The following is a 23,275-nucleotide window of genomic DNA, read 5'->3' as shown; positions in this document are numbered from 1 at the left end:
CGACTGCTTTTCTTGGACGCAACAAAACAACCACCCTTTTGGTGGCTGGAATTGTCTGGTCAGCAGCGAAACTTAGACGGCGCGTATGGTGATGAGATCAAGGCTCCGTGTAAATACCCGCCAGCAATTTTTTTCACCTCGGCGCCCGGAGCCGGCCCTACATACCCTTGGCCTGGAAAGCGCTCACACCCGGTGCCGCGGGTTCTGCGGCCAACTTGCTGCAGTCGTCGGTCACGTCCCGGGTCACCTTGGCCGCTTCCAGAGAGCAGGCTTTGCCGACTTCATCATTGGTCTCTTTCTGCCAGGCCGCGAATACGTCGGGCGCAGTGGAGATTTCCCTGGAGATCGCCTCATCCAGCTTCCTGAAGACCACATCGGAACAGTAGGTGTAGATGTTCTTCAGGGCCGTCGTGTTGTATTTCTCCTGGCGAAAACTGTACTGCTTCAAGGTATTGCTGACCTTGCAATCGCGCTCCCTTTTCAACCGGTACAGGCTCAGCTGCGGGTCCTGCCTCAATCGGTCGGGCCAGATCGCCTGGTCCCAGTCGTTCCTGACCGAATAAGCGGCGGTCAGCGCAAGGTCGTGGACAACGGTGACATCCCGCAGCTTTTCGATGGTGTTGCGGAAGGTTTCCTTGCTATCCAGGCCGGCAGGCACCACCGCTCGCCCCAGGTAGTCCCGGGCATCGGGGAAGATCTCGTTGGTTTTCAGAAAGGCAGCGTCATAATTGCGCTTGCGTTCATTCACCATGTCAGTGGTGAACCCCCAGCTCAACGAGGAGCCCAACATGCTGCCTTGCAGCAGGCGCGCTCGATGAGCCTGCTTGTACTTGATATAGACGCCGATGTTTTCGGCATGGCGCAGTTGTCGCTTTTGCTGGTCATCCTGGATCCGGGAGACCGTGAGGGATGCGAAGAAGGAAAAGGCGCCGGCAATCAGCGTGCCCACGGCGACAGGCCCCAGCAGATACTTGATCAACTGCTCCCGATATCGCTCCTTCTTGACCGGAAAGGAGCGCGTCGCAGCGTCCCTTATGGCATCCAGCGTCATCTGCTCGACAGCGCGCTCGACATACCGCTCGAGCTTTTCGTCGATTCCAGGCTCAGTTGCAGACCCTTCGCCCATTCAGTGCCTCCTTGGCCAGACAAGCCCTGCCAGCGATCGACCCGATCAACGTCTGCCCTACGACCCCAGGCCTGCAAGCGCCCGGCGAGCGTTGATGACGATACGCCCACTCACTGCTTTGAATGCTAGATCAACTGCCGGAGAATGCAGGAGCATCGCAGGTCGACCGCCCTCTGTTGCGAGCGCCCCTGATACCCCTCACTCTCCATCCACTCCTGCAAGGATTGCCCATGCCTCGCGCCATCACCCTGGTCACCGAAGACTTCGCCGATTGGGAAACCACCCTGATCAACGCCACCGCCAGGGCCTACTACGGTTTCGAGTGCCGCTACGCCAGCCCCGGTGGAGCGAACGTCACCTCCATGGGCGGCATGCGGGTGATGCCTGACCTGGCGCTGGAAGACATCGACCTGGGGCAACTCGATCTCCTGATGATCTGCGGCGGCACTCTCTGGCAGAGCAGCCAGGCACCGGTGATCGACGACCTGCTGCGCCAGGCCCATGGACGAGGCATCGTGCTCGCCGGGATCTGCGATGGGACTCGTGTCATGGCCCAGGCCGGGATCCTCGATCGCCTGAAGCACACCTCGAATTCGGCGGCCAACCTGCTGGCGGTGAACTACGGTGGTGCCGCGCATTACCAGGATGTGCCCCATGCCGTGGCCGACCAGCGGGTGGTCACCGCGCCGGGCAGCGCCCCGGTGAGTTTCATGGAACAGATCCTGCGCACCTTGGGTATCGACGACCAGAACCTGCGGGACTACATCGCCCTGCACGCGGCTCAACACCGCCAGCAAGGCTAGTCGGCCAGCGGTTTGTCGGCCCTCAACACCGCTTCGTAGTGCCCGCTGTCCGGAGTGAAGGACACAAAAACCTCGAGGCCGGGCTTTTGCAGCCACAATCGCCCGCAGCGGCTGCATTCATAGGCCGTGGAGGTGCAGGCCAGGTAGCTGCTGGACAAGCGATCCTCGAAGTACTCGCAGGGTCGAGGGCGCCAAGGACCCTGGGTGTATTCCCGGTCCAGCAGTTCATCGACCTTGCCGGCGCCGGCGGCGACCAGCAGGTCGTTGGCCAACTGGGTCGCTGCGTTGAAGAACGCTTGCTCCTGCCCATCGGGCAAGATTGCTGCCTTGTAAGGCAGGCCGTCGGTCTGGTCGACGATGACATGTCCGCAACGGCAGGCCAGTTTGCTCACGGGAATTAACCTCGCTGTAGGTTGCACAAAAGATGTAGGGCATTGCTGCTGCGCGGCCCACCTGGGCGGTTACGGCAGCGGCGTCGAGCCAGCGTCCTGGCCCTGGCCAGGCGTGTACGGCAACACCTTCCAGGGGGTGTACTCCAGCTCGACGAGAAACGACTGGCCCTCGGGCCGGGAGACCAGGAAAACCGACATCTGCTGCAGATCCAGGGTTGCGCAGCGCGCCTCAAGGCGTTGCCGCAGATCGGGGTCTTGCCTGAAGTCATCCACGCGTTCGTCAATGGCTGCCAGTTCGACCTGGCAATCGGCTACTTGCTCCTGCCCATTGGCCCGAACGCGCAATCGGGCGATGCCGATGCTGTCCATATGCTCCTGGGCGAACAGCTGCTGCCAGAGGTACTGCTCTTGCACGTTGTACCCGCGGACCGTGGCACGAACCCTCTGCGCCTCCATCGGCCGCGACTTGGGCCGTGGGAAAACCACCGGCAGCACCACCTGCAGATTGCCCCCGGGAGCACCGGAGAACAGTTGCGGTCCGGCCCTGGGAAACACCATGTTCCAGCAGACGCCCTCCAGCAACGGCGCAAGCTGCCGGTTGTCCGGGAAGCGCTCCAACGGGTAGTCAGGCAATGGCTCGGCGGTGCAACCGACTATCGCATTGCGACGGTCGATCACCGCCCGCAGGGCCAGGCCGCCGACCCGATCATCAACGTTGTAGCGGTTCACGCCCTGCTTCAATACCTGCTCGAAGCTCGAAAGAAAGCTGGCCATCTGTTTAGCGGTCTGCTGTTCGGGAGTCTGCACCGAGGTGCCTTGGCAACCGCCGCCAAACAGCAGGCCAGCCAGCAGCAAGCCGCCCAGGGCCGGCTTCATCAGGTACGCCAAACGTGGTGGGTGCACAGCTCGCTCCATGAAAGACATCGACCCCAGCCCTGGACAGGCTCGTCTCGTAAAGGGGCGGCAAGCATAAGGCCTGGCATGAAGGCGCACCAAACTTCTGCGTCTCACCCACCCCGGTCCAGCCCAATGGCCCTGAGCTGGACAGCGCAGGAGCGCCGGACCCAAGCACCCGCTCACAAGAAAACAACGTAACGCCCCGCATCGATGGCATCCTGTCCCGCCCTGCGCAGTCCTGGAAGACCGTCTTGAACCAGAAGATCTACCTCATCGGCGCCTCGGGCGCCGGCGTCAGCACCCTGGGCACTGCCCTCGCCCGGCACCTGGGCGTGCCCCATGTCGATGTCGATGACCACTACTGGCAGCCCAGCGATCCGCCCTTCGACCAGGCGTGGCCACCGGAGCGGCGCCTGCAGAGCCTCACCCAGGCCCTGGGCCTGGAGCCCTGGGTGATCTCGGGGTCGATGGATGGCTGGGGCGACACGATCATCGCCCAGGCGGACTGGGTGCTGTACATCGACACACCAACGCCACTGCGCCTGGCGCGCATTCGCGCGCGGGAGCAGCAACGCTTCGGCGCACGCATCCTGCCGGGTGGCGACATGCACGTGCGCCACCTGGCCTTTCTCCAGTGGGCCGCCTCCTACGACGATGGCACCCGTGAAGGGCGCAGCCGCCCGCGGCACCTCGCCTGGCTGGCACGGCTGGACCGGCCCCAGGGGCGTATCGAAGGTTCAGGATCGATGCAGCAGATGCTGGAACAGGCCCTGGCGATCATCGCCGGACCCGCATGATACCGGGGCGCCCCGGGCCGTCACTGGCCGCCGCGCTGCCCCTGGATGACTGACGCGCTCACCGTCCGGCAAGCGTCAGGAATCGACACGCCATGAGGCTGTCTCAATGGAACAGGGAGGACGCCGCCCAGGCGAAACACGTCAAGACCAACGCCATTCCCATTACATACACCGCCAACGCACGCCCCACGGAACCACCCCACGCAACAGACTTTTACTGACAGCCGCTCGACGAGCAGCCATTGGCGCGCATTCTAGCAGCGCGCGACATCATATTGACACATAGACCCCGGCAGATTTTCCAGCTCCCGATAAGTGGCGATAAACGTCATTTTTATGACGAAAAAACAATGGAAGTTTGACTCTCCAGCCGTAACCACGCGCGTCAGCGATTCCACAAGTTCTGCGCTGGGGTTGGACAAGACGGGGCCCCGCTGCTTTCATTCAGGGGCCGATTCGGTTGCATTCCCACCCAAGGAGGGGTCAATGCCTTTCAACGTCATGATGGTATTCGGAACACGCCCAGAGGCAATCAAGATGGCGCCACTGGCCCGGGTTCTGCGTCAATGGCCCAGTCTGAAGCTGCACATCTGCTCCACCGGGCAACATCGAGAAATGCTCAAGCAAGTGCTCGACTCGTTCGAGCTCGAAGTCGACGAAGACTTGCAAGTGATGACCCAGGGTCAATCCCTCAACGGCCTCTCGCAGCAATTGCTGATCAGCCTCGATGCCACCTACGAGCGCCTGCGACCGGACATGGTGCTGGTGCATGGCGACACCACCACCAGCTTCATCGCCGCCCTGGCCGCCTTCAATCGCCAATTGCCCGTTGGCCACGTCGAGGCCGGCCTGCGCACCGGCAACCTCAAGGCACCCTGGCCCGAGGAAGCCAACCGCCGCCTGACCGGGGTGATCGCCGACCTGCACTTCGCCCCCACCGCCACATGCGAGGCCAACCTGCTGCGTGAAGGCGTGCCTGAGGCCAGCATCGAGATCACCGGCAACACGGTGATCGATGCGCTGTTATGGATGCGCGACCACCAGGCGAACCTGCATTGGCGGCCCGACGCCACCTCGCCCCTGGCGGCACTCGATGACAACCGGCGCATGGTGCTGGTCACCGGCCACCGACGGGAAAACTTCGGTCGTGGCTTCCAGCAGCTCTGCGAAGCCCTGGCAGAACTGGGACAACGTTACCCCGATGTCCAGTTCGTCTACCCGGTGCACCTCAATCCCCAGGTCCAGAGCGCGGTGTACGGCCTGCTCTCGGACAAACCCAACATCTACCTGGTCGCCCCCCAGGACTATCAGCATTTTGTCTGGCTGATGGGGCGCGCGTATTTCATCCTCAGCGACTCGGGCGGCGTCCAGGAAGAAGCCCCGGCCATTGGCAAACCGCTGCTGGTGTTGCGTGACGTCACCGAGCGCCCGGCAGCGCTCGAAAGCGGCACCATGCTGCTGGTGGGTACTGACCGGGAGCGCATCCTGCGCCATGCCAGCGAACTGCTGGACGACCCGCAAGTACATGCACGCATGAGCCGGGTCCACAGCCCCTATGGCGACGGCCACGCCAGCGAACGCATTGCCCGCCGCTTGAGCGCCTGGCTGGAGGCTCATGCCACAGGTGACCCCGCACGCACCTGGACCTTGCCGACGCCTTTGCCTGCCCCCTCTACGGCCTGAAGCCCCTGGCCACCACCCTGCGCTGCGGGGATCGCGTCCATGCCGCCTGGCGCCAGGCCAGTGCCCAGGGGCCACCGTTTTGCGCCGGGCCGGCCATGCCCGATACGCGGTCGGCCGGCTGTCGCGCCACGGCGGTATGCTCCCTGCACTACCCTCCATGGAGCCGGGCGCCACGCACGCCTTTGCTCACCTGCAGGACCGACGATGCTCAGGACCCTTGAAGAACAGGTACTCAAGCAGGCCGCTCCGGCAGCCCTGAAGAACGAGTTCGCCCAGCACGACTTCGAACGCCTGCACGGCTTCTGCATCCTGACCTACATGGCCAGCCTGAGCATCTGGCTGACCTTCGACCTGATCGTCAGCTTCCCCGGCCAGCAGGGCTTCACCTTCTACTCGATGGTGTTCCTGGCCTCACTGCTCATCACCACCATCGTCCTGTCCTTCACCCACAGGGCCCGGCACTTCCAGTGGATCAACCTGCTGTTCGTGCTGATCATCGCGGTGGCCGTGCGCCTGGTGATCGAAGGCCTGCCCATGGACCTGCATCCGGTGTGGCTGATCCTCGGCGCCTCGAGCATTCTCTACAGTGCCTCGGTGATGCCGCTGCGGCGCTGGTCGTTCTTCATCACCGTGGTGATCACCTGGAGTGTGCTCAACCCGTTCTGGATGACCGGCACCTCGATCACCGAACTCAAGGGGCTGATCGTGCTGGCCTACGCCCTGTTCCTCACCGCGCTGACCCTGTACAGCTTCATCACCCTGCGCCAGGCCCGGCTGTACAACTACCTCATGTCCAAGCTGCTGCTGGAGCAGGCCTATGTCGATGCCTTGACCGGGATCCCCAACCGCCGCGCGTTCATGGCCAGCGCTGGTCGGCGCCTCAAGGCGCAGCCCCGGGAGCACGAGCATTACCTGGCGATGGTCGACATCGACAATTTCAAGAAGGTCAACGATGCATACGGGCACGAAATCGGTGACGACGTACTCAAGCGCATCGCCACCGACATCAAGGGGGTGATGGTGGATTTCGACTATGCGCGCCTGGGCGGCGAAGAGTTCGCCATCTATCTGGCCCATGTAGCCCGCGAGGAGGTCGAAGCCCTGGCAGCACGCCTGTGCCAGGTGGTGCGCGAACAACCGACCCGGCCTGCGGCGACCATCAGCATCGGCCTGGCCCGAATCGAGGACGGCGACAGCCTGAACCAGGCCCTGGCCAAGGCCGACCAGGCGCTGTACCAGTCCAAGCATGCGGGCAAGGATCGCTACAGTTTTCACCCATGATCCCTGCGGCAATGCAGCGACGCGACCGGCCGGTCAAATAAGATAGACTGCCGCCCTATCTCGTTCAGGCGCCCCGTCATGCCCGCAGAGCACGTCCCCAAGCCCTATACCCTCCTGGCGATCGACGACGACCCGCAGTCGTTGATCGTGCTCTCCAGAACCCTGACGGCCGAATATGAAGTGCTGCTGGCCAAGAACAGCGAGCGCGGCCTGGCCCTGGCCCGCAGCGCCAGCCCCGACTTGATCATCCTCGACATCCTGATGCCCGAGATGGACGGTTTCCAGGTCCTGAGCGAGCTCAAGAGCCATCCGGCGACGGCGGCCATCCCGGTGATTTTCCTGACCTCGCGCAGCAGCGTCGAAGACGAGCGCCTGGGCCTGCTGCTCGGCGCCGCCGACTACATCGCCAAGCCGATTTCGCCACCGGTGGTGCTGGCTCGGGTGGCGACGCAGCTGGGTTATCGCGACAAGCCCCTGCACAGCCCGCAACCGGCGGCCGAACCCTCGGCCGGCAGCGACATGCGCGACGGTTTCATCGGTGCCCTGGCCCTGCAACTGGCCGGCAACCCGCGAATCCGCTTCGAGGCATTGCTCGACACCCTGTCGATCCTGCTCGACGGCAGCGTGATCCAGGGCGACCCCGTGGCGTTTCGCGGCGCCGCCTGCCTGGCCCTGATGGGCCTCAACCAACCCGGTGCCGCCATCGGCCAGGCCCTCGCCCACAGTCGGGTGCTGATCGAGGAAATCCTCGCCCACGCCGATCCGGAAGACCGCCTGCTCAACCTCGCCTGGAAAATCACCCATGCCCAGGTGCTGTTCCAGGACGAGGCCACGACGGCCGCCCTGGAGGCCCTGCCGCGCTCGGCCCGCTTGTTCGCCCTGGCACTGGACTACCACCTAGGCCTGTTGCAACCCGGCGGCGACCTTGCCGGCCGGCACGCCCGGGCCATGATGCGCATGCATGCACAGCCGGGATTCGAGCAGTGCCTGGCCTGCGACCCGGATTCGCTCTCGGCGGCCTTGCTGAGTTCGTCACGGACCTTTTTCGGCCTTTGAACGGACAGTGAACCTCGCCCATGCCTAACCTCGCCGACCTGGAACTGTTCGTGCTGATAGCCGAACTGCAGGGCCTGTCCCCCGCCGCGCGCATCATGTCGATCACCCCCGCCGCCGCCAGCCTGGCGCTCAAGCGCCTGGAAAACCGTCTCGGCGTGCGCCTGTTCACCCGCTCCACCCGCACCTTGAAGCTCACCCCCGAGGGCGTGCGCTACCTGGAAAGCGCGCAGCACGCCCTGAAGATCCTGGCCAACGGCAAGCGCTCGTTGACCCACGACGACGGCATGCTCGAACTGACAGTGTCTTCCGACCTGGGGCGCAACCTGCTGCTGGACCTGCTCGCCCGGCTCAAGCAGCAACGACCGCGCCTATATATCAAGCTGGCCCTGAGCGACAAGGAAGAGGACCTGCTCAAGGGCCGCTTCGACGCGGCGCTGCGCTATGGCAAGAGCCTGGCGCTGGACCTGGTGGAGCTGCCGGTGCTCAAGCAGCACCACTTCATCGCCTGCGCCGCGCCCGGCTACCTGGCTGTACATGGCGCGCCCGAATCACCGGAACAGCTTGGCGAACACGAGTGCATCATCTGCCACAGCATCGGTCGGCCGGAGAGCCGCTGGCGCTTCCACGCCTCGGGCCAGGTCGAGGATGTGCGGGTCCAGGGGCACTTCTGCTGCGACGACGGCGATGCCGCGCGGCGCTGGGCGGTGGCCGGCCACGGCGTGGTCTACCTGCCGCTGCTGAACGTGGTCGAGGACCTGCTCGCCGGGCGCCTGCTGCCCCTGCTCCCCGGCTGGCAGGCCGACGCGGTACCACTGAACCTGGTGGTGTCCCACCGTTCGCAAATCACCGAGTCGCTGCGAGCCCTGCACCAGTGCCTGGTGGAGCATTGCGCGGACCGGATGGCACGCTACCTCGAACTGAGTCGCGCCACGCTCTAGCCCCGGGCCTGCTGCCACTCCACCAGCAGCTCATGGGCCTGCTGGAACTCCAGCCGGTAGATCTGCTCCCGGATCTCCCGCAGTGCCGGGCAACGGTCCTGCTCACAGAGTGCGTCGATCAGGGCCAGGGCCTGGGCATCATGATTGCGCAGCAACTTGCCCAGGCGCTGCAGCTGGCCTCGCTGCCGACTGTCCAGCAACGGGGCCTGGCAGGTCGGCGCAACGCCCGCGGCCTCGGACAATCCCGCCAGGCTGGCCAGCAGCGGTTCCAGGCACTGCGCCAGCTGATGGATCAAGGGCGCCAGGTCGGCCTGCCCGGCGCACTGCTGCTCCAGCTGCCTGGCAGCCAGCCGGACCTGCGTGGCGCCGATGTTGCCTGCCGCGCCCTGCAGGCTGTGGGCCATAAACCCGATGGCCTGGAAGTCCCCGCCGGCATGGGCCTGCCACAGGCGCCCGACGACTGGCTGCTGCTCATCGCGAAAATCCACCAGCAGTTTCTGGTGCAGCGCCAGGTCCTGGTTCACCACTGCCAGCCCCAGGGCCGAGTCGATACCGGCGTAGCTTGGCACGGCAACACCCTCTGGCACGCCGTTCGCAGCAACCTGGGCGGGCAGTTCCAGGTGCCTGATCCAGCGCACCAGGGTGCGATAGAAGGCCGATACCTCCAGGGGCTTGCCGATCAGGTCGCTCATGCCGGCCGCCAGGGCCCGGCCCTGGACATCGTCCTGGCTGCTGGCCGTCACCGCGATGATCGGCAGCGAGCGCAGGTGCGGATAACCACGGATCTTGCGCGTGGTGGCGTAACCGTCCATGACCGGCATCTGGCAATCCATCAGCACACCATCAAAGCGACCGTCCTCAAGCAGCCGCTGCAAGGCCTCGACGCCGTTGGCGGCCAGCACCACCCGCACGCCGGCGCGCTGCAACAGGCCCTGCAACACATCCTGGTTCAGCCGATTGTCCTCGACCACCAGCACCCGCGCGCCCTCCAGCAGCCGTGCATAATCGTTGACCGTGCACAGCCCCGCCGCGCCGGCCACCGGGGGCGTGGCTGGCGAGCTGCCAGCTGGGGCCGTCTCCTGCTGCGGCTGCCGCGCCAGGCCCAGCTGCACGCTGAACTTGAACACCGCGCCCTGCCCCGGCTTGCTCCGTACCCAGATGTCGCCCTGCATCATCTGCACGATCTTTTTCGAGATGGTCAGCCCCAGGCCGCTGCCGCCGTAACGGCGGCTGATGGACAGGTCCGCCTGGACAAAGGCATTGAACAGCCGCGCCTGCTGCTCCTCGCTGATGCCCACCCCGCTATCGGTGACGCTGAAACACAGCAGCACCTTGTCATTCCACTGGCGTACCAGGCACACGCCGATACAGACATGGCCGGCCTCGGTGAACTTGATCGAGTTATCCACCAGGTTGGTCAGTACCTGGGCCAGGCGCACTGGATCGCCCACATAGCGACGCGGCAACAGGGCCGGAATGTCCAGGCGCAGCTGCAGCGCCTTTTCTTGCGCGCGCTGGCGCACCAGCAGCAGCACATCGTCCACCAGTTCGCGCAGGTCGAAGCAGACTTGCTCCATGCTGAGCTTGCCGGCTTCGATCTTCGACAGGTCGAGCACGCCATTGATGGTGCCCACCAGGTTCCTGGCGGCGCGATCGATCTTCTCGATGTAGTCGCGCTGCACCCGCTCCAGGGGCATGTCCTGCACCAGGTGCGCCAGGCCGATGATCGCGTTCAGTGGCGTGCGGATCTCATGGGACATGCTGTCCAGAAACTCCGACTTGGCCTGGGTGGCCAGGTCGGCGTCGCGCCGCGATTGCTGGATCAGCATTTCCACCGCCTTGCGCTCGCTGATGTCGAAGATCACCCCGTCCAGGTACTGCGCCACCCCGTCCACGACGATGGTCTGGCCCTTGTCGTAGACCCAGCGCACCTCCTGGCTGGCGGTGATGATCCGGTACTCGAGCATGTAGCTGGTGCTGCCCAGGCAGCCGTCGAAAATCCCCAGGTCATCGGGGTGGACCCGCTCGCGATAACTGTTCCCGGCCAGGAAATGCCCCGCCGTAAAACCGCTCAGTTCTTCGATGGCGTCGCTGACGAAGACCAGGGTCCGCGCGGCATCCGGCAGGCTGCGAAACACCACGCCCGGGATGTTCGCGATCATCGACTGCAGCTTGGTCTGGCTGTCGACGATCGCTTGCTGCACCTCGACCGCCTGGGTGATGTCCTGCAAGACGCCGGTGACCCGGATCGGCGCGCCAGTGGCATCGCGCTGCATGACCCTGCCGATGTCGAGCACCCACAACCAGCGCCCGCTTTTGCTGCGCATGCGGTATTCGGCACGGTATTCCTGGGCCTGGTTGTCCAGGTGCGCCTTGAGCCTGGCCATGACCGGCTCGTGGTCCTGGGGATGGACCAGGCGCGCCCAGCGGTCCAGCCCATGGCCAAAGGCCTGGTCCAGCTCCTCCTGGCTGTAGCCGAGGATGCGCAGCCAGACATCGTTGTTGATGACGATCCCCTGGCTGACGTTCCAGTCCCACAGCCCCAGCGCCCCGCTTTGCAGGGCCATGTCCAGGCGCCGCTCGCTTTGCTCGATCCGCGCCACGTCGGCCTTGTGCCGCCGGGCATCGGCCAGGCGCCGCAGGCCCCCCCACAGCAACAGCAGGAACACCACTGCGCTCAGCCCCTTGATCAACAGCACCTGCTCGGCCGGCAGCACCCTGTCCAGATCACCCAGGGTGACCAGGGTCCAGGGGCCGCTGGGGTCGTTCCAGTCGAAGTCGACCCGGGAAAGGCTGTAGCGCCGACCCTCCAGCCAGACCTGAGGCTGGTGGACATCGAATGGCAGGCGCTCGGGAACCCCATGGGTGAACGGATAGGCACCGAACTGGCGGCGGGTTTCACCACTGAACCGGGGCAACGACCAGGCGCGATCGGCCTTGAGCACAAGCGCCGGGGAGCTGGCGGCCAGTACCACCCCGCTGGGCGACAGGAGCATTTTCAGGGCATCGCCATACTGCTTGCCCAGGCTGGCATCGAGCATCGTGCCGTCGAAGCGCGCCACCAGCACCCCGATCACCTTGTCCTGGCGCGTGCGTGATTCGTAGACCGGGACCGCCATGTAGAACATACGGGTGCCGGTGGTACTGCTGATCGCCCCGTAGACGCTGCTGCCGCCCTCGAGCGCCACCTTGAAATAAGGCCGGAAGGCCACATTCAGCCCCAGCGGCGCCTGGCCCCGGTGATCATGGGCTGCCACCACGACCCCGTCCCGATTGAGCACGAAGGCATGGTTGGCGCCCACCACCATGGACAGGGTCTTGAGCGGGATGGCTGCCGCCTCCAGCAGTTCGGCGGAAGGTTCGCGCTCCTGGATCACCCGTTTCAGCGAGGGCGTGTGACGTCCCAGGATCGACAGCGCGCCAATGGCAAAACCGTCGGACTTCCACCGCTGCAGCTCCGCGGCGTACTCCTGGGCCTGCACCTGGACACTGGCCTGGTAGACGTCCTCGACCTGCAGCCGGTAGTAGTTGCCCAGCGCCACCGCGGCACCGACCGCGATCACCACGCCCAAGGCGTAGCCACAGCCCCTGTGGCTGTCGAAGAAGTGGGTAAACCTGTGCAACACCTCGCCCCTCTACACTGTTGAATCTGTCACCGTCGCCCAGGCAAATGCCTCAGCGCGCCGCCAGCCGGCGTGGAAACTCCGGCGGCAGGAAATCGCGGTCGGGATCGTAGTCGGCCTTGAGGTAATCACAAAGCGCCTTGAGGTCCTGGGGCGCCAGGGTGCCCACCGACTGCTTGAGCCGCAGGGTGTCGAGAATGTAGTCATAACGGCTGTCGTTGTACTGGCGCACGGCGTTGTACAGCTGGCGCTGGGCCTCCAGCACATCGACGATGTTGCGCGTGCCGACCTGGAAACCCAGTTGCGAGGCCAGCACCGCGCCCTGGTTGGAAATGATCGACTGGCGCCGGGCCTGGACCTGGTCCACCGCACTGTTGAGCCCGCGATGCAGGTTGCGGGTCTGCTCCACCACCTGGCGTCGCAGGTTGTCGTTGAGGTATTCGCGCTGGTTCACCCGCTGGTGGGCTTCGCGCACCTGGGAAGAGGTCTGCCCCCCGTTGAACAGTGGAATGTTCAACTGCAGGCCCACGGAGCGCTGCTCAACATTGCCACCGTAGCCACTGCCGCGGATATCGCTGTTGCCATACCCCAGGTTGTCGTTGTCGCCTGCCTGGTAGCGCAGCACCGCGTCCAGGGTCGGCGCGTGCCCGGCCTTGCGCGCACTCAGGGTCTGCTGCGTGGCGTCCAGGGCCTGCTGGCTGGCCAGCAGGGTCAGGTTCTGGCGCACTGCGGTATCGACCCAGCGTCGGGCGTCGTTGGGCTCGGGCAACAGCACCGGCATGTCATGGCGCAGGCCCTGGATGGCCGGGTACTGCTGGTGCGTCAGGGTGTCCAGGGCCTCGAAGGCATCGTCGGTGCGCTTGTGCGCGACGATCCGGTTGGCGCGCGCGGTGTCGTACCCGGCCTGGGCCTGGAGCACATCGGTCCGGTCGGACAGGCCCAGTTGCAAGCCCTTCTCGGCCACGGTCAGCTGGCGCTTGAGCGCCGCCTCTTCCGCCCTGGCCGCCGCCAGGGCGTCCTGGGCCTTGAGCAGGCCGAAATAGGCCTGGGCACTGTCGAGCATCAGCTTCTGCTCGGCCGCTGCCAGCTCCAGCTGGGCTTGCTGGTCCTCGGCTTCGGCGGCCTTGAGGCTGAACCAGCGATCGGCGCGAAAGATCGGCTGGTTCAACACTGCCTGGTAACTGGTGCCACTGCGCCGAGTCTCCTGTCGTGGCTGCTGCAAGGAGGTGCTGGTGCCGTTGTGCTCGGCGCTGGCCGACAGGGTGGGCAACAGGCCGGCGCGCGCCTGGGGCACGGCCTCGGCGCGGGCGGCCTGGTCGGCACGCGCCGCAGCCAACTCGCTGTTGTGCTGCCGGGCGTCCTCGTACACCCGCCAGAGGTCGCTGGGCATGGCCTGGCGCGGACTCGCCTGCACCAGGCAGGCGAGCGGCGACAGCAAGACGAGCAACCAGCCGGCAAGGACTGGTTGCCGCAAAATCAGGGGTTCGTTCATGGTCTGTTCTACACAAGCAAATGATTCGGCCGCAGCCGAGAAACACGAGACAGGAGAGGCCTTGCGCCCCTCCTGTGGTTGCTCCCGTGGGGTCAGGTCAGTGGAGGCGCCAGCACCGCCTGGGCGGCCTGGCGGTTTTGCGGCAGATGCTCACGCGCACCACCCGTATCGGCAAATGCCGCCATGGCCCCGCTCAGCTTGGCCAGGCTCGGGCCCTCGGCATCGCTCAGCGCGGAGACGTCATTGGCACCCGGCGTGGATGGCCCTTCACTCGAGGACAGTTCGAACAACCCGCCCCCGGTCGGTCCCACCCGCTCGAATCCCTTGAGCAAGTGGTCGACGCTGATCACCGACGCGTCGCCCTGCAACTCGATCTGCAGATGCCGGTGCGCCGCGCCCTGGCTGCCCAAGACCTGGCGCAGCACCAGTGCCCTGCCGGCAACGACGTCGGTCAGCAGCACGTCCTCGCCCTGGCGGCTGACGAGAATCTCCTTGCCATCGGCCACCGGCATGATCAGGCGATCCAAGGCCTGGCCAGGATCGTCGTTGTCGATCACCACCGTGGGGTAGTGCGTCCACATCGCCGGACTCAAGCGGTAGGTATCGTCGGCACTGCCGCCGTGTAGCACCACGCTGTCGACCCCGGCGATCAACGGCGGCGCCAGTTCATCCTGACGGCCCCCGCCCTGAAGCAGCAGCGAGGAACCAATGCGCTCGACATTGGCGTAGTGGCCAAGCTTCTGCGCGCCCTCCTGCCGGACCTGATACAACACCTGCTCCGTCGGGTGGTATAGGTACGCCGCGCCCGGCGCATCGGCGGCCACGCCGATAAAACGCAAATCGCCCGGGGCAGCGATGCCGGTGCTGGCGAACATCTGCCCGCTGGCGACATCGAACCAGCCCTGGACACCCGAGCCTTGCAAGGTCAACACGCCCTTGGCCTGCCATTGCCCGGCCACCTCGGCCAGCGCCTTGGACAGATTGCCCAGCCGCTCCCGCTGCCAGCCCTTGTCGAGGGCCACCAGTTGCACGCCCCCGTCATTGGTGCGCAACAGGACCTCTCCCTTGGCCGTCGTCAACCGTAGCCCGGCATCCACCTGGACCGCCGAGCGCAACGGCACCTCGGGCATCAGCAGCGTGGCCGCCGGCAACTGCGCCGAGGCTTCGAGCACCTCGTCGCCGGCAAACGCCGCCGCCAACGCCTCGGGTGTCATCGGTGCCTGCAGGTACAGCTTGCCGCTCTCGGGCTCGAACAGCCGCGCGCTGGAGCTTGCGCTGTCGAAACCAAGAAATTGCAGCGGCTTGCCTTGCAGCGCGGCCGAAGCCACCACCACCTGGCCGTTGTGGTACCAGACCGGCAACGCACCCTTGCCATCGGCGGCCTTGACCCCGAACACCGCCAGGGTGGCGTTGTTGCCGTTGACGCTGGCCAGGTCCTGCCACCAGGTGGCGCGCCCCTTGAGCCAGTGCTCGTTGACCGCTTCATAGCTCAAGCGCCCTGTGGCTTCGATGCGCGCCACGCGCCCGTCTTCGGTCACGGCCACCAGATGGCCGTTGAGCTCCAGCACATTGGCCAGCGCCGGTATGGCCAGGCGCAGGGCACTCGGCTGGCTGCCGTCGAGCACCTTCTGTCCCGCGCCTTCCTGGCGGAACAGCACCTTCTGCTGCTGGCTGTAGAAGAAGAACACTTCCGGGCCCGCAGGCTGCGCCATGCTCCCGGCAAACACCAGGTCCGCCGGGATCGGCCAGGCGCTCCGGGGCTTGCCCAGGGCGTCCGGCGATAGCTGCTCGCCCGCTGGGGGCGCCAGGTTGGGCTTGATCAGGGTACCGTCGCTGGTGCGGACCCAGTAACGGTGCGCCACTTTGGCCGCGTCCAGGCCAAACACGGTCACCAGCGCCGCAGCGCTCGGCTCCATCATCGGCGCGCCCAGGCTGTAGACCGGGGTGGCGCGCTGCGTGGCCTGGCTTTCGTAACCCTGGAGCAGGGCCTTGAGCGTATCGCCATGCTGGTCGGTGCGGGCCGACAACTGCAGCAGGGCTTCATCGCCCACCACCCCGACCAGCTCCATGCGGTCGCCGATGATCCGGAAGTTCAGCTCGGCCTCGCGCTCCTTGAGCTGATAACGACGGGCCAGGTACACCGCCTCGCCCTCTTGCCAGAACCGGCTGATGTGCCCGGCGCTCTGGTTGAACGAGGGCGCGAACTGCGCATCGACCTTGCCGGTGGCAATCTCTACCCGCCAGGCCGCGGCGTTCTCGGCGTCGACAAAGTAGGCATGGTCGCCGACGACCGCTCCCAGCTGGGCATTGCGGGCCTGCTCCACCTGCGTGTCGGTGAACAGCATGCGGTCCTTGGCGACGTCATAGAACGCCCGGCCGACATTGCGCTCGCCGTGGCGGTAGTTCTCCACCGTCACATACTGGCCGTGCAACTGGTGGGCCTTGGCCAGTTGGCTCAGGTGCTGTTCGATGCGCTGCCCGGGCACCTGCCACTTGCTTGCGTCTTCCTCCACGACCTGGGTGGAAAGGCTCGTGAAGTCGACTTCACGTACCTCGCCCTTGCCGTTGACCAGCAACACCTGGCCGTGGTGCGCCGGGTCGAGCGTGACCACCACCTCGCCTACCTTCAGCTGGTCCTTCATGACGCTGATGGTCTGGTCTTTCAGCTGGCTGCTGTCGATGATCCAGCGCGATGGCGTACCGCCGGCCTCGCTGGCCAGCTCGACCCGGGAGCCTTCATTGAGCCCCAGCAGATACCGCCCGCCGGCGCCCTTGATCTGGTAGCGCAGGTAACCGTGCAGCTCCTGGGGCAGCTCGGGGGCGATCAACTGCCGATCCCGGGAATCGAGCACTACCTCGACTGGAGTGTCGACGTACTCCTGGCGTATCCGCCGGATCGTTTCCTCGCTGGGGAAGATGTAGAAGTCGTAGTCGAAGCGCCGATCCTCCTCGAGCCTGCGGATCACGTCGAAGCCGGTGTCATGCCGGGTGGTGGCCCCGGGCAGGATCATGTACTCGTAGCTGATGTAGGACTTGGGCGTGCCCGGCAGGATCACTGCCGTGCTGTCGCCATGCTCCAGCGCCAGCGACGCCTGCGGGTAGCCGATGCCGCTGCGCACCTCGATCGCCTGGTCGCGGTCGTGGATCATCCGCGGGAAATCGCCGGCCCAGAAGAAGTAGTTGATCGCCCCCGACCCGGTGGAGCCGTGATGGGTCCGGTAGATGTACTGGCTGTCGAAGCCGATCTGGCTATTGCGCAGGTCCAGGTGCTTGACCACCGCTCCAGCCAGCGGCACCAGGACCTTCTTGTCCGCGTCATAGCGGTAGCCGTGGCCCTTGTAGGCCTGGTCCAGCGCATCGAAGTAGCGCCCTACCGCCTTGGCGTCTTCGGCCACCGCGCCGAAGGCCTGGGCCAGCGCGGTGAAGCCCACCGCCAGGCCGCCGAGGATCACGCCCGCGCCACCGAGTACGGCGGCCGCGGTCGAGGCCCCGACCAGCCCGGCACCCACCCCGGCCGCGCCGGTAACGAAGCTGGCCGAATCGAACGCCAGCTGGGTGCCGAACACTGCCTTCTGCACATCGTTCTCGGCATGGGCCAGTTCATAGGCATCGAGGCCGACCATGGCCCCGCCAAACAGCAGGCCCGCGCCTTCGTTGACCGTGTGGCCCAGGGTCGAGGCAAAACCCTTGAGCGAGGTTTGCGCGACCATGGCTTCGCCGCGCAACGCGGTCCGCACCAGCTCGGTGACCTTGGCCACATCCTGCAAGGTGCCATGGCCGATCTGCACCAGGCCCAGGTAGCTGTGGATCTTCAGCGCTGTGGCCAGGTCCGGCGAGACCGTGCCCTGGGCGGCGTCCTTGCGGTTCTTGTCGGCAAACCACTGGATCAGCGTCTGGACCGCGAAACCGGCGTTCAGTCCGTCCACCGCCGGTGCCTCGCCAACCCCGGCACGGGGCCGTATCTGGCCGTGTTCAAGGGTGAAGTGCTCGTTGAACACGCGCATGTGCTCATCGACGAACCGGCGGAACTCGACAAAGGTGCCATCCTCGGTGGCCAGCCAGCGGGGCTCCAGCTCCGGCTGGTCGCGGTTGATGAACTGCACCCGATACCCCCCCTCCGGCTGGGCCTCGGTGGTGGCGATGATCGGTATCCACTGACTGCCCAGCTGGTGCTCCCGGGCCAGGCGGGTGCTGGCGACTTCAAAGCGCTCACCCCACTGCTCGGCGTCGAAGGTGGTCAGTGCCGCGCCCAGGCGCAGGTCTTCGCTGACGCGCTGCCGGGTGTCCAGAGCCTGCTCGACCTGGCGGCGCTGGCCAATGACCCCGGCCAGCTCCTCGGGACGGGACAGGTCGGCGACATCCAGCCCGTTGCCCACCGGCACCTGGGCCATCTTGCCGGTGTCGATCTCCACCAGGTTGAAGGCCGGCACCGACTGGCTGCCGAACGATCCGTAGTGCGCGGCCAGCTTGCGCGTCACCAGGTGCTGCTCCATGGCCCGGGACAAGTCCTTGGTGGAATCGAAGGCAAAGATCCCCACGTTCGGGTCGTAGAAGTAATAGCGCTGGCCCTCGGCCCCCTGCGTGCTGCCCACCATCATCGAGTGGTTCTGGGTATTGAGGGCAAACATCGCCGTGCCCTTGCTCGCGGCCAGCCGCGCCACCACCTCGGACAGCTTGAGTTGCCCCACCGCGGTCGAAGCCTGCACAGCGTCGACATTGGAGTGCAGGCGAATCAGGCTGTTCTTGAGCAAGGTCGAGCTGCCCGCCTGCGGGTCGGCGGACGCCAGGAACAGCTTCTGCACCAGGCTGTTGACGCCTGCCTCGCCCCCACTGGCCAAGGCCACGGCCATGGCTCGCACCAACGGGTAGCAGCGGCCACCGGAGCGGTCGCCCACCAGCGACAAGTAGAAATCCTGGGGCGCCAATTGGCCGAAGACGCTACCGGCATTGTGGAAGTCTTCACTGAACACCGCGGTCTGGCGCAGCACCTTGTCGATGTACTCGGCCTGGGCGGCCTCGCTGATGCGCCCGCTCAGGGCGCCGCGCTGCTGGGGCGTGAGCGAACCCTCGAGGAACAGTCGCTTCATCTCCAGGGACGACATCTTGTCGTCCACCCCGGGAATCTTGATCTGGCGGAAATCCTCCAGGCCGTCGCTGAACGCCGTGCCCCGCGCACCGCGCTGATAAGCCTCGGCAATGGCATAACGCTCGCCCACGCTGCTGGTGCGTTCCTCGCCCCCGCCCTGGAGGACGCTATCGTCGGTGCGCACCACGGCGCCACTGCCGTCCTTGGCCTTGATCTGCTGCCAGAGCCAGGTCTTTTCCACCGAACCGGCTTCGCGCAGAACCGGGTCGTACTGCGCCCGGTAGTAGTCCTGGGTGAGGTTGAGCTGGCGGATCTGCTGGTCGATGAACCCCTTGTCGCTGGCCGTGCGCCGCTGGTCCTGAAGCTGGAAGCGCTGGTCGACCAGTTGCTGGATATCGGCGCTGACCTTGGCCTGCACCGCTTCGCGCAATTGGTTCCAGGCGGCGATCGCCGTATGGTCGGGAGAAAACCCGCCCTCGCTGTAGACACCATCGGCCACCCCGTCGACCGCCACGCCGAACTGGGCGGCGACCTTCTTCAGGTTCTGGTGAACCTGTTCGCGGTAGGCGGTGAACTCGCTGCGGTTGCGCGCCTGGACCTGGGTATCGGCGGTCTGGATCGCCAGGGGCTCGGCTCCCTCACGCAACTTTGGCCAGACCAGCTGGCCTTCGCGCTGGTACTCCTGGCGCTGGAACACCAGTTGCCACTGGCCATCGACGTACTGCATGTAGGCTGCGGCCAGGCCTTCGGCGGTGCCGGCGACCTGATAGTCCTTGTAGTCGACCGCCATCACCACGTTGTCGTACAAGAGCGAGCTGTTGACGCGGCCGTCGTGATAGACCCGGAAGGTATCGGCATCCAGGCTGGTCACCACCAGCGAACAGCCCGACAGCGTACCGGTGAACAGGAAGCTGCCGGCGGCGCCGTGCTTGGGAATGTCCACATAGGCCGGCGCGGCGTTGGCCTGGTTCGGGCCGTTGTAGCCGAGGAAGTACGCCGGCACGCTGTCGCCGCCACTGGCGATTTCATTGCTGCCGTGCTCGGTGTATTCGAGCTCGTACAGGTTCGGCGCGACCTTGACCAACTGCACATTGCCCTGGGCCGGCAGGCGCCCCGACTTGACCAGCGCCTCGGCGCTGAGGGTGTTGGTCTTGGCGAACTGTACCGGGTCGGCGCTGAACTGCCGGATGTCGGCGCTGCCCTGGCGCGGTTGTGCTCCGGTCCCCAGCGAACCCAGTCCGCTCTTGAGCTGCAGGTCCCTGGCGGCCTGCCCCAGCAGTGCGGGCATCGGGCCGACGCGGGTGAAGCGCGGCGGATGGAACTCCTCGGCGGCCGGCAAACCTTGATTGACGATCGGCAGCACGCGGGCCATCACCCCGTCGTACAGCTCGCCGTGCAACGCCTGCTGGCTGCCCTCGGCGCGGTAGCGATCGAACATCTGCAGCAGGTCCTGGCCGATGCTGTCCGGCCCCTGGGGTTCATACCGCGCGGCAACGTACAGGGTCTCGAAGAACGAGTGATAGCCGTTGCGGATCATGAAGGCTGCGTTGGCCATCTGGAACTGCCAGTACTGCTTGACGCTCGGCGCGCCCTCGAACAACTCCGGCAAGGCATTGCTGACGGTCTGGGTCGTTCCGGAAATACCACCCACGAACGGCGTGTCCAGGTCGCCCATGTAGCGGGTGGCGATATTGCCCGGATCGGGACGGAACTGGTTGTAGCTGCGGTACTTGTCGTCCGCGATCACCAACGTGGCATCGACCTGGGCCTGCTCCGAATGGGTATTGAGGATCAGGTAAGGGTCGGGCTGGTTCAGCCGGTTGTTGATCACCACCTTGTCGGCGCCACCAGGTGACGCCAGCGCGGCATGGGCGTTGATCGGCACCGCAGCCTTGGAAAAGCTGTCGGCGATGGGCCGCAGGGCATGGAACAACGCCTGTTTTCTCAGGCTGCGACCCGCGTCGCCCGCCAGCAGCGCCTCGACGGTCGGGCGCAGTTCGGCATCGGCTTGCTCCAGCGCTGCCGGCCCGCGCAACAACAGGTTCAGCAGACGGTTGTCCAGGGAACGCTCGACGGCCACGCGATCGAAGACGTGCACCTTGGGGTTGCCCGGATGCTGTTCGGCGTTGGCACTGGCGACCCGCTGGTTTTCCGCCTCGATCGCCTGGGCCCGCCATGGCTCGTAGAGCGGTGCCAGCAGCAACTTGGCCTGGGCAACATCACTCTGCACATAGCCGCCTTGCACGACCTTCTCCAGCGCCGGGTGGTTCACCAGCTTGGCCGCCAGGCCGAACAGCAGCGCGTCGTTGTCGCGGCTCTGCCAGACCGATGCGGCGAAGGCTTGCTCCCAGAGCACCTTGTTCAGGTTGTTGCCCTTGATATCGCGCAGGCTGGTGCGGCTGTGTTCCGGCATCAGCACCCCGGCCGGGGTGATGTGGTTGCGATCGAGCAGGCGGGTCAGCTGCTGCACGAAGGTCGCACGCTCGCTGCTGCCCTCGAACAGGCGGCTGGCCTTGATGCCTCCGTCGCGCAGCTGTTCGAGCTTGTCGAAGAACGCCGCGTTGTACTGATACAGGGCGTCGGTCTGGGCCTTGCTCAGGTGACTGCTGCTGACCTTGTCGCCATCGACGGTCATCAGCGCAAAAGGTGTCGCAGCGCGGTAATCGCCGTCCTGAGGCATTTCCAGCAGGTACTGGCGCTCGGCAAAGCCCACCGAGCGCTCCAGCTCGTGGATGTTGACGAAGAGGCCGTCACGGTCGGGGTGGTAGCTGTTCTGGCGAAAATCCTCGAGGCCGATGGTCTGGAAGCTGGCGATGTCCGCATTCTGGTTGATCAGCTCGCTCAAGGCGCCCGCCAGGGGCACTTCGCGGGTGACGGTGGTGTTGGGCGACTGGCCCGAGACCTGGATGCCGACCTGGTTCGGCACCTTGCGATCGACGCTGGTCAGCAGCAGGGTGCGGCCATTGCCCAGAACCTGGGCCTTGAAGCCTTCGCGCAAGGTGCTTTCCGACACCAGGTGGCTGGCGAAGTACTGCTCGACGAAAGCGGTCTTGACCAGCACCGAGCGGATCGGCGCGTAGGTTGGCGAGCGCAGGGACGGCGGCTCGCTCTTGAGCCGGTACTGTTGCTGCCAGGCCAGGGAGCGAGCCGCCGTGCCGAAGGAGAAGTTCAGTACGCCGTCGGTGGGCACCACCAGCTTGCCGTTCTCCAGGAAGAAATCCTTGAAGCGGCCATCGGTGCTGGCATTGACCAGCGCCACGTTCATGCGGATGTAGCCCGGGCGTTCCTCCATCATCAGCAGCGAGATGTTCACCGGCAGATCGTCGGAGGCCCGGGGGGCCTTGGCCAGCGCCCCCAGGCTCGCGGCCTGCTGTTCGGGCGTGGCCTTGAGCAGTGCGTCATAGCGGGTGCTGACGTCCTTGTAGGCCTGCAGCTCGGAGAACAGCGTCACGTAGGGCTGGGTGAAGGTGGAGTCGGCCACCTGGATGGTCAACTGCTGCTCCAGGCGCTTGATCCGCCCTGCGAGCTTGTCCTGCTTGGCCTGTTCATCAGCCTTCAGGCCCTGCACCTCCAGGTGCTTGGCCCCTCCGGGGCTGAGCATGTCCAGGGCCTTGCGCCAGGTGCGGTCATAGTGGCTGACCGCCGTCTGTTGGCGGCTGTACAACTGGATGTCGCGGTCCAGTTGCAGCTTGTAGGCGCTGGTCGCCGGGGTGTCGGGAATGGCGTTCATCTGCTGGCGCCGTTGCGTCAGCGTCTGCAACTGGTCACCCAGCGAGACCGGGTTGTCCTGCATCTGATAATGCTGGGCGGCCAGGACGCTGAGGGTGCTCTGCTGCATTTCCAGCAGCCGATCGCCGACTTGGGCGATGTACGCGGCACGCTCGTCGGCGCTCATGTTGAACCATTCGGTCTGCCTGCCCGATACCTTGATCTTCTGATCGATCAGGGTATTGAGCAGGCGCGTGAAGTCCTTGGACATGGAAGCCATTGCAATGATCCTTCGTCTGTTTTGAGCCAAGCCCTTCGCGCGGCGAAAGGCTGCCTATCGGTATGGGTTGCGGGAATGGGGACAGGTGCCTGGTTCGTGGGTTCTCCTGTCGT

The 23,275-nt window shown here is 65.5% G+C and carries 12 protein-coding genes; 6 read left to right on the top strand and 6 right to left on the bottom strand.

The features are described 5' to 3' along the window. Window positions 1–157: 157 nt before the first annotated feature. On the bottom strand, window positions 158–1,126 hold the full coding sequence (locus tag LGQ10_RS00390; RefSeq protein ID WP_226524296.1) for a hypothetical protein: 969 nt from the start codon (window positions 1,124–1,126) through the stop codon (window positions 158–160). 230 nt (window positions 1,127–1,356) lie between these two features. Here LGQ10_RS00390 and LGQ10_RS00385 point away from each other — a divergent pair, with 230 nt between their 5' ends. Next, window positions 1,357–1,929 (top strand): type 1 glutamine amidotransferase family protein, encoded by a 573-nt coding sequence (locus LGQ10_RS00385; protein WP_226524295.1) that lies wholly within the window; start codon window positions 1,357–1,359, stop codon window positions 1,927–1,929. Here the strand turns inward: LGQ10_RS00385 and LGQ10_RS00380 are convergent. Together LGQ10_RS00380 and LGQ10_RS00375 are read right to left on the bottom strand one after the other, a co-directional pair. Continuing rightward, window positions 1,926–2,321 (bottom strand): hypothetical protein, encoded by a 396-nt coding sequence (locus LGQ10_RS00380; protein WP_226524294.1) that lies wholly within the window; start codon window positions 2,319–2,321, stop codon window positions 1,926–1,928. The genes LGQ10_RS00385 and LGQ10_RS00380 overlap by 4 nt on opposite strands. 69 nt (window positions 2,322–2,390) lie before the next feature. After that, complete coding sequence (locus LGQ10_RS00375) at window positions 2,391–3,224, bottom strand: hypothetical protein (RefSeq protein WP_226524293.1); 834 nt, start codon at window positions 3,222–3,224, stop codon at window positions 2,391–2,393. Window positions 3,225–3,469: 245 nt separating this feature from the next. Here LGQ10_RS00375 and LGQ10_RS00370 point away from each other — a divergent pair, with 245 nt between their 5' ends. The 5 genes from LGQ10_RS00370 to LGQ10_RS00350 all read left to right on the top strand — a co-directional run bounded on the left by LGQ10_RS00370 (window position 3,470) and on the right by LGQ10_RS00350 (window position 8,973). Next, on the top strand, window positions 3,470–4,015 hold the full coding sequence (locus LGQ10_RS00370) for an adenylate kinase (RefSeq protein WP_226524292.1): 546 nt from the start codon (window positions 3,470–3,472) through the stop codon (window positions 4,013–4,015). 486 nt (window positions 4,016–4,501) lie between these two features. After that, window positions 4,502–5,698 carry a non-hydrolyzing UDP-N-acetylglucosamine 2-epimerase gene (gene wecB, locus LGQ10_RS00365; RefSeq protein WP_226524291.1) on the top strand — a complete coding sequence of 399 codons (1,197 nt, stop codon included), beginning with the start codon at window positions 4,502–4,504 and terminating at the stop codon, window positions 5,696–5,698. 204 nt (window positions 5,699–5,902) lie between these two features. Beyond that, a complete protein-coding gene (locus LGQ10_RS00360) occupies window positions 5,903–6,979 on the top strand; it encodes a GGDEF domain-containing protein (RefSeq protein ID WP_226524290.1) in 1,077 nt (358 codons plus the stop codon). Between the two features lie 78 nt (window positions 6,980–7,057). After that, window positions 7,058–8,035 (top strand): two-component system response regulator, encoded by a 978-nt coding sequence (locus LGQ10_RS00355; protein ID WP_226524289.1) that lies wholly within the window; start codon window positions 7,058–7,060, stop codon window positions 8,033–8,035. Window positions 8,036–8,055: 20 nt separating this feature from the next. After that, complete coding sequence (locus LGQ10_RS00350; protein WP_226524288.1) at window positions 8,056–8,973, top strand: LysR family transcriptional regulator; 918 nt, start codon at window positions 8,056–8,058, stop codon at window positions 8,971–8,973. Here the strand turns inward: LGQ10_RS00350 and LGQ10_RS00345 are convergent. The 3 genes from LGQ10_RS00345 to LGQ10_RS00335 form a co-directional block, all read right to left on the bottom strand. Then, on the bottom strand, window positions 8,970–12,536 hold the full coding sequence (locus LGQ10_RS00345) for a PAS domain-containing protein (RefSeq protein WP_226526066.1): 3,567 nt from the start codon (window positions 12,534–12,536) through the stop codon (window positions 8,970–8,972). The genes LGQ10_RS00350 and LGQ10_RS00345 overlap by 4 nt on opposite strands. A gap of 112 nt (window positions 12,537–12,648) precedes the next feature. Beyond that, on the bottom strand, window positions 12,649–14,088 hold the full coding sequence (locus LGQ10_RS00340) for a TolC family outer membrane protein (RefSeq protein ID WP_226524287.1): 1,440 nt from the start codon (window positions 14,086–14,088) through the stop codon (window positions 12,649–12,651). Between the two features lie 92 nt (window positions 14,089–14,180). After that, the gene (locus LGQ10_RS00335) at window positions 14,181–23,162 is read right to left on the bottom strand and encodes a TcdA/TcdB pore-forming domain-containing protein (RefSeq protein WP_226524286.1); all 8,982 of its coding nucleotides are present in this window, start codon (window positions 23,160–23,162) and stop codon (window positions 14,181–14,183) included. Window positions 23,163–23,275: the final 113 nt, after the last annotated feature.

This window comes from Pseudomonas sp. L5B5, from assembly GCF_020520285.1.
Lineage (GTDB): Bacteria > Pseudomonadota > Gammaproteobacteria > Pseudomonadales > Pseudomonadaceae > Aquipseudomonas.
This window is presented reverse-complemented; position numbering and strand designations above follow the sequence as displayed.

What these genes read in the sequence shown, in the direction of transcription:
- LGQ10_RS00390 (WP_226524296.1), bottom strand. Translation starts at nt 1,126, where the DNA reads ATGGGCGAAGGGTCTGCAACTGAGCCTGGAATCGACGAAAAGCTCGAG.
- LGQ10_RS00385 (WP_226524295.1), top strand. Translation starts at nt 1,357, where the DNA reads ATGCCTCGCGCCATCACCCTGGTCACCGAAGACTTCGCCGATTGGGAA.
- wecB (WP_226524291.1), top strand. Translation starts at nt 4,502, where the DNA reads ATGCCTTTCAACGTCATGATGGTATTCGGAACACGCCCAGAGGCAATC.
- LGQ10_RS00360 (WP_226524290.1), top strand. Translation starts at nt 5,903, where the DNA reads ATGCTCAGGACCCTTGAAGAACAGGTACTCAAGCAGGCCGCTCCGGCA.
- LGQ10_RS00355 (WP_226524289.1), top strand. Translation starts at nt 7,058, where the DNA reads ATGCCCGCAGAGCACGTCCCCAAGCCCTATACCCTCCTGGCGATCGAC.
- LGQ10_RS00350 (WP_226524288.1), top strand. Translation starts at nt 8,056, where the DNA reads ATGCCTAACCTCGCCGACCTGGAACTGTTCGTGCTGATAGCCGAACTG.
- LGQ10_RS00340 (WP_226524287.1), bottom strand. Translation starts at nt 14,088, where the DNA reads ATGAACGAACCCCTGATTTTGCGGCAACCAGTCCTTGCCGGCTGGTTG.
- LGQ10_RS00335 (WP_226524286.1), bottom strand. Translation starts at nt 23,162, where the DNA reads ATGGCTTCCATGTCCAAGGACTTCACGCGCCTGCTCAATACCCTGATC.